The organism is Chryseotalea sp. WA131a, assembly GCA_025370075.1.
Classification (GTDB): Bacteria; Bacteroidota; Bacteroidia; order Cytophagales; family Cyclobacteriaceae; genus ELB16-189.
Genome location: CP073016.1, coordinates 2059676 through 2074444, shown reverse-complemented (window position 1 = coordinate 2074444; position 14769 = coordinate 2059676). Strand labels below are relative to the sequence as shown.

The following is a 14769-nucleotide window of genomic DNA, read 5'->3' as shown; positions in this document are numbered from 1 at the left end:
AAAATTAATTTCACATTTTGCAACCTTTTAATCTCACGAGTGTCTAAATTTATATTTATGTTATCAGAATCGTTGAAAAACAGATCGCACCTAAATGAAAATAATTTCTTTCCTATTAGTTAATCTCTTATTGATTTCCGCTTGCAATGAAAGCGATGAGGAAAACCCATGCATTCTCGAAAATGTAAAAGCACCATTTGTTGCTCCATGCAAATTGACTAAGAATATGGATTCCGTAAAAATGTATATTCAGGGAACATGGACTTGGTTACAGGAAGAAAGAGTTCAGCGCGGTCAACCAACAAAGTACTTAACGCCCCAAACTGAAGGCGTAAGCTATATGGTGAAGTTGAGTGGAGACTCCACAATTAGCTATAAATGTGGAGCTTTAACTGGTAAGTCTAAATTTGCAATTGTTAGGTTAAAGGAAATTTCAGGGACCAATTTTCCTGAGGATGAAGATCCAGTTATGGTCTTCTATGATTTGAGAACAGGAGCAAGAACCTCGTATGTACCAATAGTCATCTGTGAGAGCTATTACATTCTTCAATACCAATATGTATCAAGTGTTGTCGGACCAAATACTTGGAAAAAGATTACAAACTAAATTCGTATCCTATGAAAAAGCTATTATCTACATCCACCATTTTACTCTTTGCGATTGTTACTTTTAGTCAAAGTCGAAATTGTCCAATGAGCCTTGATCTCAACTCGATGCAGATTCAGAACCCAGCTCGTTACCAACGGTTTGTGTACTTGGAGAGTTTTACCACTAATTATATAAATAACCAATCAGGCGCAAGCTATCGCCTTGCCGACCCGAATGGTATAATAATCATACCTGTAGTGGTACATGTGCTGCACCGTAACGAGACTGAAGGCACTGGATTGAATATCAGCTTAGCGCAAATCCAATCGCAAATTGATGTGCTCAACGAGGACTTCAGGAGATTGAATGCAAATAGAACAAATACACCGGCTGCATTTGCGGGTGTAGCTTCTGATTATAATTTTGAATTTCGATTAGCCTGTCAAGACCCAAATGGAAATACTACAAATGGGGTAACCCGGAGATCCACAAACAAGACTGGGTTTACTTTTAGTACAATCGTCAACCCAAATAACCCAAATGAGCGAATAACAGACGAAACTTCAATTGGCATAAAGATAACCAATCAGGGTGGTCAAGACCCATGGCCGACTGACCGTTATTTGAACATTTGGGTTGGGAATTTTACTGATGGAACGTTGGGATATGCAACGTGGCCAGCTGACTTTCTAACAAATCCAAACGTTGATGGAGTTGTGATCTCGACCACGTCCATGGGCAGAACAGGAAATGTAACTGCACCATATGACGGAGGTCGCACAGCCACACATGAAGTAGGCCATTGGTTGAACCTCCGCCACATTTGGGGCGATTCAACTTGTGGCGATGACTTTGTTGCTGATACGCCCGTGCAACAAAACAGCAATTTTGGCTGCCCCACTTTTCCTCTGGTTGCTGTAAATACTGCACAAAGATGGTTTGGCCCAAGGTGCAACGTGGCCGACCCAAGCTCTATGTTCATGAACTATATGGACTATACAGATGATAATTGTATGAATGTTTTTACGAATGGACAAAGACTTAGGGGAAGAGCAATTTTTGCTGCAGGTGGACCAAGGGCAGCATTTCTCAATAACTATTTCATGATTCAACAACCAACTTCCAACATTATCTGTACAGGTGTGGTGAATTTAACGAATCCAAATTGTTTAGCACCAACTTGGACAATTGTTGCCGGTCCTGCTACAATAAACTCAATCGGAAATAATCAAGTAACAATTCAAGCAGCAGGAAGTGGAACGGTGATATTAAGAGCTATTGCTGGAAATTACGCATCAGAAATCAATCTAAATGTGACCCCAACCCCGATAGTCAATTCTTCCTATGTGACTATTAACGATATTGACGCCTGCGAACATTGGATGGTTCTTCGTGCCGTGGTTGACCCTGCATCTAACAATGGTGTTACTAGATATTATTGGACTGAAAACGATCCAACAGGCACCAGCCAAAGCATCGGTGAAGGACTTACGTATTTAGCAGATATTTACGTTCCCCCTTTAGTGGGTATTACCAGGATAGTATATGCTTTCGGTAGAAATGATTGTTCACCTCCAATTTTATTGGGCAGCAAAGAATACGAATATCGGGATTGGGACACTTGCACGTCACCCCCACCGTACGGTTGTGGTGCTTTTGTTTGCCTCACATCTTTTCCCAATCCAACAAGTAACGAGTTGACAATATCATTCAAGGGAAATGGTGAAAACATAAAGGAAAACAAAACCAAGAAGATAAAACAAACGGGCACAGCCCAAGTTCGGATATTCGATGAAAACCAAAAAAGCTGGATATCCCTTTCAGCCAAAGACAATGAAGATTTGAAAATCCCGGTAAGCCAACTGCCTAAGGGAACCTATTACTTGGACGTCTCCCACTCAAAAGGTGACCACTTTAGAAAAAGGATTCTTATAGAATAGTTTTGGTGAATACCTGACAGGCAGAAATGATTGTGGTTTATCACTAACCGTTTGTAGGCAAACACACTAAATAGAGCTTCGGAAAACCACACCAATACCATTGCCGCGCCTGCTAACACGCAAATCAAAGCACTGGCCATCCGTGTGGTTTGGGTAGGGTGAATGCGGCACATGTGCATAACAAAGTGTTTGCGGCAATAGCGGGGTGACGTGTTGTTAGAAGTTTGTATCTTCGTTCAACGCTTTGTGTCGGGGACAGGACGCGGCTTCGAAAGCCCGCTACCGCGCAAACACAGGTCGTTAGTGGCAATTTAGCCTGCTCCAAAAGTGAGACTCTATGACAAAGAAGTTTATCCATACCGACAAGAAAATAAATGGACAGAAATGCAAAAGCGAATTTCTAATTCCTGACGTGTTTGACGACAAAAGTAGACTGATTGGAATTAAGAGTAAGATGGTTTACGACTTTGGACTGGTAATTTACACCGGAGTTGACCTTGACGAAAATAAGGTACTTGACAAACTTGCTGACGTGACATCTTTAAGTACTGACGAGAAAGATAAATATTCCCAAATCTTGAAAGACTATCTAAGCCAGATAAAGGACTGCAAAATTGGTAAGGTCGTGACTCTGGACGACAACTTTAAATTAATTGAAGAACAATAGAACTGCCACTAACATTATATTTGCGCCAGGCGGGGTTGACGTGTGATTCAAAGTTTTGTTATCTTTATTCCGTTTGGTGCCGGGGACAGGACGCAGTTTCAAATTCCCGCCCGATCGCAAATATTCACGTTGCCAGCAATTGCTTCGGGACGGTGAAGACTAACCAATGATAAAGTTCGACAAACTAAGAGTTTTAAACCTGTTTAAAAACGAACTGACGACTTATAAAAAAGTCAAGAACAGATTCTTTGAACTATCAGGCGACTTCTCAAAAATTATCGATGTTCACTTCATTAGCACGGGTGACAACAAGAGAGCGTTCACAATCTATTTTGCAGTGACAGTTCCCAAGATTTTAGAAATAGTATGGAAAGACGACTCCTACCTCAAGGGTAGTGCCGAGACAGGTGTTTTTTATTGCACAATAAATGACATCTTAACGGACTTCTCGACAAAACCTAAAGTTAAGTACTGGGACATACCAAATGAAAATGAAATGTATGAAGAAGTTAAAGGAATAATAAAAAACAAACTAATTCCCTTCGCAGACAGATTTGACTCATTAGAAAGTTTAAACACTTTGATCGACACAATTAACTATCCAGCAAAGAATGCCGCGAAAATGCCAATAATGAATATGTGTCTCAAATTAATGCTAAATAAGGACAGAGAGTTTTATGAACTAGCAGAGCAATTAAAAAAGAGAGACATAGAATTTTATGGGGACAACGTTGATGAATTAGTTAAGTTGAAAGAAGCAACTGCTGGCAACAAAATGTTTGCTCAATGGCGGGGTGACGTGTAAGCTATAAGTGTTATCTTCGTTCAACGTTTGCCCACGCGGACAGTGGCGGCTTCGAAAAGCCACCACTGCGCAAACACAAACGTTGGTGGCAAGCGTTTTTGGAAAGAGCACAATCATGGACAAAGAGACATTCAAAAATAATTTTCGACTCATGTTAAATCAACTTGACGACTTGACACGACAATTGTGTTTTAACGAGCTTGCAACAAATTACAAATTCATATTGGAGCCGAGTGATAGAAAAACAAGCGACCATTTGACCGCAACGGAGAACGACTATTTGAAGATTTGGAATCGATTAGAAAATCAGCAGCTTTCTTTTGACAAAGTGGTAGACTTGTTTTACAAAAATGGAAATACTCCCAAATGGGCGGATTGTAGTATTTATTACTCAACTAGAGACGTGACTGTTGTTAAGATATTTTTCAGTAGGCAATTTAGAGACGAAAAAGAAACATATTATTTGGACAGGGGAACCGGTCCATTTAAAGCATCAGTGACATTACCTTTTGATTACTCCGAAAACGGAAAAAAGTTTGACGTAAACTGGAAAAAGAATCTGGACGACAGAAAGCGGAAAAGCTTTTGGACTAAGATAAAGCAAGTAATAAAGAGTGACTGAAAAACGCCAGCCACCAACACTGTGCTTATGCAATAGCGGGGTGACGTGTTGGCAAGTTCGTTTTGTTTTCATAAATTTAGTTGTGCTTGTGGGACAGGACGCAGTTTCAAAATCCCGCTACTGGCATAAGCACAAATCGTTGTGGGCAACCTTTAACAAAGTATGATCATCGGGGACAAAGACGAATTTGCTGTTGAATACTCATTCTCGGACGACTACCCGAGAGACATGGGATATGGAAGAATATGGATAAAGAATAAGTTTATCGGGACATTCACGGACATAATATTTTTAAGCGGTTACTTACTTGGGACTCTGAACGAATTTGAAAGAGCTAAAGAATTAGAGGACGAAATAAGGCAGTTAACAAAGGATCGACTTTTTGATCTACTCGCTAGCGGACAGTATGAGCAATCGGACAAATATTTGGTCAAAGGATCAACCTTTACTGACGACTTCAGTATTTGGACTTATAAGTTTGAAAACCAAACTTATTTCCTTTGGAGAGTAATGCGAACCGATTTTTTTGAGGACTTAAATAATTATAAACAGGACGTATTCCTTGAAAGCGTACCAACCGACACCTTAAACAAAGTGATTAATAAATTAGAGACCGAATTCTGGGACAAAGGAATATTGAAAGTTAGGTGAAGGGCTGCCCACAACAATATATTTGCGTCAGGCGGGGTTGACGTGTAGTTCAAAGTTTTGTTATATTTATTGCGCTTTGTGTGTGGGACAGGACGCAGTTCCCAATTCCCGCCCGATCGCAAATTTTCACGTTATGCGCAAGGCCCGCGGACGCGCAGGATTTTGAGACCGTAAAACAAAATTCATCCAGCGCCTTTGCTTATTTGTTTTGCAGCTTTTCAAATTGGTTCACCATTGCGTGGGGACGGTGACGCGGTCGACAATTTCTTCACCGCGCCACGCTTCACCGCTCCGGAACAGGGACGCAGGCGCACCCGCCACGGTGGACGGTTTTTCGGCCCCTGAACAGTTTCTGGGGCTGTTCGCATAACAAAAAGTTTATGCCAGCTGCGGGTGCGGTGCGGTTATTCGGTTTGTTTTTCTTAATTTAGCTCTGCCACGTGCGACAGGGACGCGCTCCGAAGACCGCAGCCGTCACAAACTTGGCCGTTGCCAGCAATTTTACGGGACAGACACGACACAATGAAATTGACAGCTGACAAAGTATATTCGACAATGTTGACGTTATTTCCTTGTCAGAACGACTTTTCAAAGTCGGACTACCAAGAGGAATTAAAAGAACTTTTGGACTTTGGAGTTGACACTGTCGCAAAGTTTAAAAACTTAATGACTCGACATCGGACGAAGTTATTAAAGATCGATAGTGAACCGTTGGACGAACAACACTTAAAATGGTACAGAGAGGACAACGCTGTTGAAAATCTCGAATTAAAAATTGAAAAAGGATTTTGGTTTGCATTTCCGGGACTGATACGCATTGGACTTGAACTTGAGTTTGGCGAGAAATATAAATTATATGCCGACAAACGAGACGGACTACTTTGATTTGAGTAAGTAAAACAGCTGGCAACAATATATTTGCGCCAGGCGGGGTTGACGTGTAGTTCAAAGTTTTGTTATCTTTATTCCGCTTCGTGTGTGGGACAGGACGCAGTTCTAAATTCCCGCCCGATCGCAAATATTAGCGTTGCATGCAATTGGGTCGGCTCCGTGGACAGTGACGTATAAGATGATAAAGTTTAGGTCCGACAAAAACCAAAATGACACTTTCAACATTATTAATCCGTAGAGGCAAGTCTATGCATGTAAAAATTATAACAATCATTTTGACACTTTGTTCATTAACAAGTAGCGGACAATTCATTAACGAGGTAACGAAAGACTCCTTAAGAACTGTTATTTGTAAAATGCTTTCTGAGGACAGGAGAGTAAGAACTGAAATTGTATCAATCGAAATCCAAAAAAAAGTTGACTCTGTTCAATTTTATCAACTGACAATGATTACAAAAATGTTTGGTTATCCAGACAAAAAAAGAATTGGTGACTCAGACTGTTCTGTAAACCCTTTTCTAATTTTAATCCATAATCCTGACAGACTTATTGAAATAGAGAATTATGAACTTTATTTAGCTGAGTGTAGAAAAGGGAATATTGAAGGTTGGGAATTAGGCTTAGCATTTGATAGATACTATACACACTACCTTAAAAAGTCTATGTATGGACTATACCCACAAGAGAAACCTTGTATTGAGGACTTTGAAACTGTAAATAGGAATAGGAAAGGTTTAAATTTAAAAGAACTCAAAAGAGAGAGTTTTAAAGCCTGCCGATAACAGCGTTTTTGCGCTGGCTCCATGGACAGTGACTTACACGATGATAAAGTTTGGGAGCGAATTGGGTTAAGACTAAATTCAAATATTTACGCAGTTGGGTTTCTTGACCAACGACAAGGACTTGGGCTTTAAATTTAACGGCTGACAATGAAAGACTCGGTAACGATTAACGGACGAAACCCAACAGCATGCAACAATGTATTTGCGTCAAGCGGGGTTGACGTGTAATCCAACATTTTCGTATCTTTATTGCGTTCGCTGTCGGGGACAGCACGTGGCTTCGGAAGCCCCGCTCGAACGCAAATACTCACGTTGGTGGCCATGTGGCTAAAAAGAGACGACAAATAAAAAAGTAACTATGAGACAATTTATTTTGACAGGATTAGTAACAGTAATTATGACCTTGACTTATGGACAAGATTTAAAAAACGAAGACAAGGAATTAATAAAGACCGAAATACAAAGAATGTTAAAAAGCGACCAAAAGTATCGTTCATTATTATCTTACGGGACATTAAGACAAGAGACAGCTGACAGTATCAAAAGTTTATCAAATGATGAGCAAATGAAATTCATGATGAGTAATAAGAAGAAGTTGGCCAAGAACATATCCGACTCATTATGGACGATGCAAAATAACTTAGACTTGGAAAACATAATAGCTCTTGAAAAAATCGTGACAAAATATGGTTGGCCATCAGACAATAGACTTGGCGACAAAATTTCGGCCGAAGTACTGCTTTTTCATACACCGACAAAAAAGATAGAGTCAATGGAGACACTTTTACTTAAAGAAGTAAAGGAGAAGAGAATGGACCCTAATCAATTTGGTATGTTCGTTGACAACATGAGATTAAAGCATGGAAAGAGTCAGTTATATGGGACAAATATTGAATTTAGTAGAGAACTAATGAAAGAAATGCCTCCTACTGTAGACGATATTGAAACGACAAATAAAGCAAGGAGAGAAATTGGACTTGAGATACTTAAAGAAGGAGAATATAGAACTAAAAAATAAGTTCTTCAGACGAACAAGAGAACGAAAGACGCAGCTAAGAATGAAGTGAGGAGAATGCCACACAGCCACCAACACTATATTTGCGTCAGGCGGGGTTGACGTGTGGTTGAAAGTTTTGTTATCTTTATTGCGTTTCGTGCTGGGGACAAGACGCAGTTTCAAATTCCCGCCCGATCGCAAATATTCCCGTTAGCAGCAAGCAGTTTTGAGAAAGTGAGGACTAAAATAATAATTATATCGACAGTTTTAATTTTTATAGCAATGGGACTATTTAGCATTTTCGGCAACAGGGACGACAGATATGTTAGCGAATCGACATTTAAAAAGACTGTCAAGAAGCAAAAGGAAATGAATAGTCAAACACTGGCTCAATTGAACAAATATCACGTGGGTGACGACTCGGAACTTAGCCTTGAGTTTTTCTTTTATACCGACCAGCAAGATAAAGCAAGTAACCTCGCTATTGAGTTAAAGAAATTGAGTTATAATATTAAGACTGTAGACAAATCAGCAAGTGACTCAAAACTTTGGGTGGTGACAGGGTGGACAACACCTATTAAGATGGATATCGGTTCTGTTACAAAGTGGACCGAACAAATGTGCAAAATTGGTTTTGATAATGACTGCGACTTTGACGGCTGGGGGACAAACCCCGACCAAGGAGATTTTACAGTGGAAGAAGGATTGACCGCTGAACAATACTATAACCAAGGGACAGCGTTTTTCGACAAAGGACAAGTTCGAAAAGCAGAAGCTTACTACACGAAAGCAATTGACTTGGAGAAAAGAGTTCCTTTACCATATTACAGCAGGGCGCATATAAAAGCTTCGACAGGTAGACAACTTGAAGCAATTGAAGATTATACAGCTGCACTTATAATTGACCCAAATTTTTATGAAGCGTTGGAAAATAGAGGAGCAATAAAAGATGAGATGAAGGACTATGATGGAGCAATAGCTGATTATACAAAATCGATTGAAATTAATCCTGAGAGTTCAATTTCTTATTTGAATAGAGGAAATTCTAAATTTCGTAAAGGCGACAAGCAAGGAGCATGTGACGACTGGTCGAAAGCTAATGAACTCGGGGATGAAACGGCAGACGAGAATATTAAAACATATTGTAAGTGAAAACTGCCAGCTGCTAACACTGTGCTTATGCAATAGCGGGGTGACGTGTTGCCAAGTTCGTTTTGTTTTCTTAAATTTAATTGTGCTTGTGGGACAGGACGCAGTTTCAAAATCCCCGCCCATCGCAAATATTCGCGTTATGTGGCATTTTGTAAGACAGACCAGACGACAATGAAAAATCAATTAGTGAAGGGATTTGTAGATTTCATTTACGGGACAAGCCGAGTTAAAGAAAAATATCAGATTGACAACCCAAGTGAGACAGTTGTAGCAGCAGACGCTTCAAAGGGCATAGTGACAACTGACAATCAAGACGTAAGACGCGGTATTGATTGGGTTAATTCGCAGCGAGCAGTGATAATTATGACAACCGAGAAAATTGTTTGTGGCAAGTGGACCATCCCAATTGACAACATTTCAACTGCTCAACTTGTGAAAATTAACTCTTTATTTGGAGGTGGACAAGTCCTAAAAATAAGGACACTTGACAATACCAATTACCAGTTTGGAATGCAATTAAATGATGACTGGAGTGTTCAAAGAGTTCTCCCACTGACGATTGAAAATGCGCAGACTAAGTATTCGACATTCAGCATTATCATGCGACTATTTGCAATTGGCTGTGTACTTTACGGACTTTACTTAATGTTGACCGAAGACTAGGATTCGTTAAAAAACGCCACATAACAAAAGCTTATTGCAAGCGGGCGGGACTGTGCGTCATTGAAGTTTGTAGTTCTTTATTTATCTTTATCTCGTTGGACAGGGCGCAGGTTTTAATTGCCCGCCAGCAATAAGCTAAACGTTGTGGCCAATACGTTTAAAGACAATGATGCTCCGAAAGTCGACCCTTTCATTAATTCTTTTCCTTCTGACTAAAGTTTCGTTTGGACAGGCCGATTATAAACACAGTATCGGTAGCCTTCAACAGGATTTTAATATATTAAGAGGCGCACTGGAGGAGTCACATGCTGGCATTTATTGGTATCGTACAAAGGCTGAAATGGACAAAGCTTTTAACGCTGCTTATCAGTCTTTAAATCGTGAAATGACAGAGTTGGAGTATTACCGCATAGTTGCACCATTAATTTCTAAAATAGGCTGCGGACATACATGGATTGGAACGACAGAGCCAACACAGAAAAAAATATGGGAAGACGGTAAAGTTCTTCCCTTAAAATTGAAATTCATAGAGAATGAGGCCTATTGTCTTCAAAACAATAGTAATGATTCGACTTCCATTCAAAGAGGAGATCAGATTCTAAGTATAAACAATTACAGCATCGATTCACTATTAACGTTATCAAGCAAATTTTCCTGGGGAGACGGATTTATTGAAGTCGGAAAATTGCGCCTGTTGGACAACGTGTTTAATCAGTTTTTTACCTTGTTTGTCGGACAACCAGATGAATACCACATTAAAATCAAAAAAGTGGATGGGCAGGTAAAGGAGGTTATAATGCAGCCTCTTCCCTTAAAAGATATTGAATCCATTTCCAAAAGAAGATATCCAGACACGAAAGAGAAGGAAGTAAACAATATTGATTTAAGCTTCATAGACAACAACTCCGCGGCCTTGCTTAGGGTAAAAGAATTTTCGGACTGGAAAATAAATGGAAAGAAAATTCATTTCGACAATGAATTGGAGAGATGCTTTATAAAAGTGGACTCTTCAAAAACCAAAAATCTGATAATAGATGTAAGGGATAATGATGGCGGCAATGAAAAGTATGGTCTATTACTATTCTCTTACCTGACTGACAAACCGTTTATCGGTTATAAGCAAATTGACTTCAGATCAACTCATTTCTCATTCCGCAAATACAGCAACGTAGGTTGGTTGGAGTACATGGCTTTCAGAACCATGCTAAGGCATAAAAAAATTAATGACTCAACCTATCTACTTACTAATGACAAGGCTACCAGTATGCATAGACCCAGCGAGAATTCATTTAAGGGACGCGTTTATGTATTGACAAATCGAGGGAGCTTTTCAACGACCTCAGATTTTACAGCATTAGTTCATTTTAATAAGAGAGGAACTTTTGTCGGAGAAGAGACAGGCGGAAGTTATTTAGGAAATACAAGTAACTATACTTTTCTAATAACCTTGCCTAATACAAAAATCAAAGTTAATATTCCTGTTGCCCGATACCAGAACAACGTGACACCGAGTAACAATTTTGGACGTGGGACAATCCCTGACCACAAAATTCACTACTCCATTGACGACATTACTCAGGGTGTTGACAAAGCGATGGAAACAGTATTGACCCTGATTAAAGATTGAGTGTAAACGTACTGGCCACAACAATGTGCTTATGCCAGTCGGGGGTTTTGTGGTTCATCAACTTTTCGTGCTTTCTATTTATATTCGTGCCGTGGGATAAGACGCAGGTGGCTAATCCCCGCCCGTCATAAGCACTCATGTTGGTAGCAATAGGGCCCGGACAAATTTGCGGCTCAAACAAAACGGACGACACTTTAGTAACAAAGATTTCCCACGGGGACAAGTGAACCGCTTCGCAGACAACTTGGACTTTGAAAAGATTAAAACGTGGGACAGAAAAAAACCAATACAGCCGACCCTTCGCATTTTTAAGAAGATTGTGCTTCGACTCGCCCCACCTATTTGGCACATGCCATAGCCTCACAAGCCACCGCGACACCAAAGCTATGGCAAGAGCCAAATCGCCAATCCCGCGACTTCGACTACTCAATAGGTTAGTAGTAACCGATCAGCGACAACTTCATGTTCCAATGACTGACCTTCCAATTGAAACCTTCTTAGCATCGAGCGACCGCAGTCGATAAAAATTTCATTATCAAAAAGACCTTTTGGAATTGGTAAATCACATAGGAAATTCCCTGATTTTTTATTTCCATCAATACTCAAGGCGACCTTTACCCCCTTAGACTTTGCACGATCAATTTGATCTAATAAATCTTCTAACCGAAAGTCTTGTGCCCCATAAAGAATGCTTTGACTGTGGGAGTACGGAGGATCACAATAGATCAGATCACCGGGTCGACTCAATTCAAATGCTTCTTTATAATCAAGATGTTCAAAATTGACACCCTTTAATCTCCTTCTCCATTCTTTAACACGAGCAGCAAAACTCTCAACAGGGATTGGCGTATGAACACCACACGGAGTTGACATGTAGCCATCAGCTTTCCTGAATCGGACAATTCCTCCATATGCTGCCCTGCTGAGAAACAAAAAATCTGCTCCATTAGGTGATGAGTTATATGAAGCTTTTACACTTTCATAGACTTTCTCTTTTGTTTCAGAACCGATTCGATTCCTTCGCTCACTGTACCACTCGACAAGCCCATCTGGGTCTACTGCAAGTTTTTGCCAAATTTCGATTAATGGCTTAAACGTATCAGACCCAACACCCTTTGAGGGAGCGACAGTTGCTATTATCGCTCCGCTTCCAAGGAACGGCTCATAATACTTATTGAAGTCAGTGGGAAAATATTTAGTAATCTCAACAGCGAACTTCTGTTTATTTCCTACCCATTTTAACAATTGTGACTTTGGTGGATAGTAAGTCAAAAATTTTTGTTCGAGAGTTAGCTGCATACCTGATAAATTGAAGTCTTTCGGCTAAAGTAGATACTCCTGTGCTAAAATCCTAAAATGGGATATGCGAATTTAGGATATATTTTTGAATCACGTGAAAAAGAGCCTTTTTAAAAAGGAGTATAAAGTCCTACTGGAACAACTCTACCGTCTCCGGCTTGGTTCAGGCCTTAGGCAAGCTGACCTCGCGGACAAACTGGGAGTTCCACAATCATTTATTAGCAAAATTGAAAGTGGCGAAAGGAAAATTGATCTGGTAGAACTCCGTGCGCTTTGCAAGGCTCTTGGTTCAGACATTAAGGAGTTTACTTATGAATTTGAAAAGGCACTAAATGAAGGCAAATAAATTATTTCTCAATCAGCCATTGGAGTTTTGGGCTAACGTAAAACTAATAAGCCAAAAAGCTGGCTATACGGACAAGAAAACCAAGAGAATAAAAATCCCAACAATTGATGAACTCAAATCCGTCTATGAAGCCAATGGACTTGATTCTAGCAAAATCGTAGATGCCAATGATAAGCTGACTGAATTCGGTACTCTTCTGATCGCGTACTTCAAACACCGGTCTGACGTGCTTCAAGATGTTGTTGAGCCGAGCTTAATGAAGGTAGCAGAAGCTAAGAAGCTATTTAGCAGTTTAAAAAAGCAACTCAAACCAACTTGTCCTTTGCCCATGAATAAGCAAAAGGGAAAGAAGAGAGACTTTGCCTTTTTAACAGGGATCGTCAATATGCTAATTGAGGCAGCCTCAAACGGGCTTCCCTGTGACTACGACCCTAAAGAATTGACTGCCGTGACTTTAAAAAAATTCCCAGTGAGAACACTCTCACGAAGGGTCGATGGCGCATTCCCTAATGTCATAAATCCAATTGCAATCTGGGAAATAAAGGAATATTACTACACGACTACCTTTGGAAGTCGTGTAGCTGATGGTGTTTATGAGACATTACTTGACGGACTGGAATTAAGAGAAGTCAGGGAAAACCTTAATGTTGAAGTCGAGCACTTCTTAATCGTTGACGACTACTATACATGGTGGACACTCGGACGTTCTTACTTATGCAGAATAATAGACATGCTTCATATGGGAATATTAACCGAAGCCCTGTTTGGAAAAGAAGTTATTGACCGACTGCCTCAAATTGTAAAAGGTTGGGCGACTAAATTCAAAAAGTAGTTTCATATTTCGCACACACATTGTCTGGCCGCACATGCGACCCGCATCCAAAGCCAGTCAATAAGTGTGCTTAGTTTCGTGTAAGCGGACAAAATAGAAACGAAAAATGCCCCACCGCACGACTGAAAAAAAAGCGACACGTAACATTAACGGGTGACGAAAGACAAGGCTATGAATGAAGTTTGGACATGGGCCCTACAGCTACCAACAAAATGTTTGCGCAATGGTGGGGTGACGTGTTTGTTCAAAGTGTTATCTTCGTTCAACGCTTGGTCACGTGGGACAGTGAAGCGTTTTAAAGTCCCACCACTGCGCAAACACAATCGTTGTGGGCAAGCATGCTCGACAGAGAAGTTAAGCGACAAAGATGACAGCTAAGGAAAAACAGACGGAGATAATTAAAACATATCTGAAACCGACACTTAAACAGTTTGGGTATCAGACTTCGGGACAAACTTGGTGGAAAGACAAAGGAGTTTTTTTTACATTAATTAATCTTCAAAACTTTTCATGGAACAGTAAAGACAGTGTTGACTTTTGTTTTAACATTGGAATTGCTGTTAAGGCGACAATGACGGACAAGATAGGGAAAAAACCGACCGTGCATGATTTAAATGTTTATCTGCGAGAAGGTTTTTATCTACCTGACGACAGACAAGAGTACAAATACAAAAACAAGACAGGTTACACGCTGACAGACAAAATGAATATGGACGATTTTAAAAATGAAATGAAGTCGGACTTTGAAAATCACATAATACCGTTCTTAGAAAAGTTAAATTCGTTACAGGACTGCTTGGACAACTTTGGACAAATTGAATTTTGGGGACCGAATTTAAAAAAGGTAATTCAAGAGAATAATTTAAGTGTGGTGTAGTATGCCAGCCCACAACACTGTATTTGCGT

General features: G+C 40.1%; 16 protein-coding genes. 15 read left to right on the top strand and 1 reads right to left on the bottom strand.

Annotated elements, in window-relative coordinates:
• Window positions 1-94 precede the first annotated feature (94 nt).
• The 12 genes from KA713_09345 to KA713_09290 all read left to right on the top strand — a co-directional run bounded on the left by KA713_09345 (window position 95) and on the right by KA713_09290 (window position 11386).
• Entirely contained in the window at window positions 95-607 is a 513-nt protein-coding gene (locus tag KA713_09345) for a hypothetical protein (GenBank protein ID UXE68752.1), read from the top strand.
• Between the two features lie 11 nt (window positions 608-618).
• The gene (locus KA713_09340) at window positions 619-2529 is read left to right on the top strand and encodes a hypothetical protein (protein UXE68751.1); all 1911 of its coding nucleotides are present in this window, start codon (window positions 619-621) and stop codon (window positions 2527-2529) included.
• Between the two features lie 337 nt (window positions 2530-2866).
• Window positions 2867-3196 (top strand): hypothetical protein, encoded by a 330-nt coding sequence (locus KA713_09335; GenBank protein UXE68750.1) that lies wholly within the window; start codon window positions 2867-2869, stop codon window positions 3194-3196.
• Between the two features lie 166 nt (window positions 3197-3362).
• Entirely contained in the window at window positions 3363-4001 is a 639-nt protein-coding gene (locus KA713_09330) for a hypothetical protein (GenBank protein ID UXE68749.1), read from the top strand.
• Between the two features lie 151 nt (window positions 4002-4152).
• Complete coding sequence (locus KA713_09325; GenBank protein ID UXE68748.1) at window positions 4153-4623, top strand: hypothetical protein; 471 nt, start codon at window positions 4153-4155, stop codon at window positions 4621-4623.
• Window positions 4624-4785: 162 nt separating this feature from the next.
• Window positions 4786-5274 carry a hypothetical protein gene (locus KA713_09320; GenBank protein ID UXE68747.1) on the top strand — a complete coding sequence of 163 codons (489 nt, stop codon included), beginning with the start codon at window positions 4786-4788 and terminating at the stop codon, window positions 5272-5274.
• A 555-nt stretch (window positions 5275-5829) separates the two neighbouring features.
• Window positions 5830-6159, top strand: coding sequence for a hypothetical protein (locus KA713_09315; GenBank protein UXE68746.1), 330 nt, complete (start codon window positions 5830-5832; stop codon window positions 6157-6159).
• Window positions 6160-6374: 215 nt separating this feature from the next.
• Window positions 6375-6947: a hypothetical protein gene (locus tag KA713_09310; protein ID UXE68745.1), complete on the top strand. Its 573-nt coding sequence runs from the start codon at window positions 6375-6377 to the stop codon at window positions 6945-6947.
• A 358-nt stretch (window positions 6948-7305) separates the two neighbouring features.
• The gene (locus KA713_09305) at window positions 7306-7965 is read left to right on the top strand and encodes a hypothetical protein (GenBank protein ID UXE68744.1); all 660 of its coding nucleotides are present in this window, start codon (window positions 7306-7308) and stop codon (window positions 7963-7965) included.
• A 261-nt stretch (window positions 7966-8226) separates the two neighbouring features.
• Window positions 8227-9096 carry a ribonuclease E inhibitor RraB gene (locus KA713_09300; protein ID UXE68743.1) on the top strand — a complete coding sequence of 290 codons (870 nt, stop codon included), beginning with the start codon at window positions 8227-8229 and terminating at the stop codon, window positions 9094-9096.
• Window positions 9097-9267: 171 nt separating this feature from the next.
• The gene (locus KA713_09295) at window positions 9268-9759 is read left to right on the top strand and encodes a hypothetical protein (GenBank protein ID UXE68742.1); all 492 of its coding nucleotides are present in this window, start codon (window positions 9268-9270) and stop codon (window positions 9757-9759) included.
• Between the two features lie 166 nt (window positions 9760-9925).
• The gene (locus KA713_09290; protein UXE68741.1) at window positions 9926-11386 is read left to right on the top strand and encodes a hypothetical protein; all 1461 of its coding nucleotides are present in this window, start codon (window positions 9926-9928) and stop codon (window positions 11384-11386) included.
• Window positions 11387-11812: 426 nt separating this feature from the next.
• On the opposite strand, the gene KA713_09285 is transcribed toward KA713_09290, so the two are convergent.
• Window positions 11813-12685, bottom strand: coding sequence for a DNA adenine methylase (locus KA713_09285; protein ID UXE68740.1), 873 nt, complete (start codon window positions 12683-12685; stop codon window positions 11813-11815).
• 94 nt (window positions 12686-12779) lie between these two features.
• Here KA713_09285 and KA713_09280 point away from each other — a divergent pair, with 94 nt between their 5' ends.
• From KA713_09280 to KA713_09270, 3 genes are all read left to right on the top strand, one after another.
• Window positions 12780-13031 carry a helix-turn-helix transcriptional regulator gene (locus tag KA713_09280; GenBank protein UXE68739.1) on the top strand — a complete coding sequence of 84 codons (252 nt, stop codon included), beginning with the start codon at window positions 12780-12782 and terminating at the stop codon, window positions 13029-13031.
• Window positions 13018-13863 (top strand): hypothetical protein, encoded by an 846-nt coding sequence (locus KA713_09275; protein UXE68738.1) that lies wholly within the window; start codon window positions 13018-13020, stop codon window positions 13861-13863. The genes KA713_09280 and KA713_09275 overlap by 14 nt, the downstream gene beginning before the upstream one ends.
• Window positions 13864-14230: 367 nt before the next feature.
• Entirely contained in the window at window positions 14231-14740 is a 510-nt protein-coding gene (locus KA713_09270; GenBank protein ID UXE68737.1) for a DUF4304 domain-containing protein, read from the top strand.
• The last annotated feature ends 29 nt before the right edge of the window (window positions 14741-14769 follow it).

Coding starts and splice junctions, on each gene's coding strand:
- KA713_09315 (UXE68746.1), top strand. CDS start 5,830: ATGTTGACGTTATTTCCTTGTCAGAACGACTTTTCAAAGTCGGACTAC.
- KA713_09270 (UXE68737.1), top strand. CDS start 14,231: ATGACAGCTAAGGAAAAACAGACGGAGATAATTAAAACATATCTGAAA.
- KA713_09295 (UXE68742.1), top strand. CDS start 9,268: ATGAAAAATCAATTAGTGAAGGGATTTGTAGATTTCATTTACGGGACA.
- KA713_09300 (UXE68743.1), top strand. CDS start 8,227: ATGGGACTATTTAGCATTTTCGGCAACAGGGACGACAGATATGTTAGC.
- KA713_09275 (UXE68738.1), top strand. CDS start 13,018: ATGAAGGCAAATAAATTATTTCTCAATCAGCCATTGGAGTTTTGGGCT.
- KA713_09330 (UXE68749.1), top strand. CDS start 3,363: ATGATAAAGTTCGACAAACTAAGAGTTTTAAACCTGTTTAAAAACGAA.
- KA713_09285 (UXE68740.1), bottom strand. CDS start 12,685: ATGCAGCTAACTCTCGAACAAAAATTTTTGACTTACTATCCACCAAAG.
- KA713_09335 (UXE68750.1), top strand. CDS start 2,867: ATGACAAAGAAGTTTATCCATACCGACAAGAAAATAAATGGACAGAAA.
- KA713_09290 (UXE68741.1), top strand. CDS start 9,926: ATGATGCTCCGAAAGTCGACCCTTTCATTAATTCTTTTCCTTCTGACT.
- KA713_09310 (UXE68745.1), top strand. CDS start 6,375: ATGACACTTTCAACATTATTAATCCGTAGAGGCAAGTCTATGCATGTA.
- KA713_09340 (UXE68751.1), top strand. CDS start 619: ATGAAAAAGCTATTATCTACATCCACCATTTTACTCTTTGCGATTGTT.
- KA713_09305 (UXE68744.1), top strand. CDS start 7,306: ATGAGACAATTTATTTTGACAGGATTAGTAACAGTAATTATGACCTTG.
- KA713_09320 (UXE68747.1), top strand. CDS start 4,786: ATGATCATCGGGGACAAAGACGAATTTGCTGTTGAATACTCATTCTCG.
- KA713_09345 (UXE68752.1), top strand. CDS start 95: ATGAAAATAATTTCTTTCCTATTAGTTAATCTCTTATTGATTTCCGCT.
- KA713_09325 (UXE68748.1), top strand. CDS start 4,153: ATGTTAAATCAACTTGACGACTTGACACGACAATTGTGTTTTAACGAG.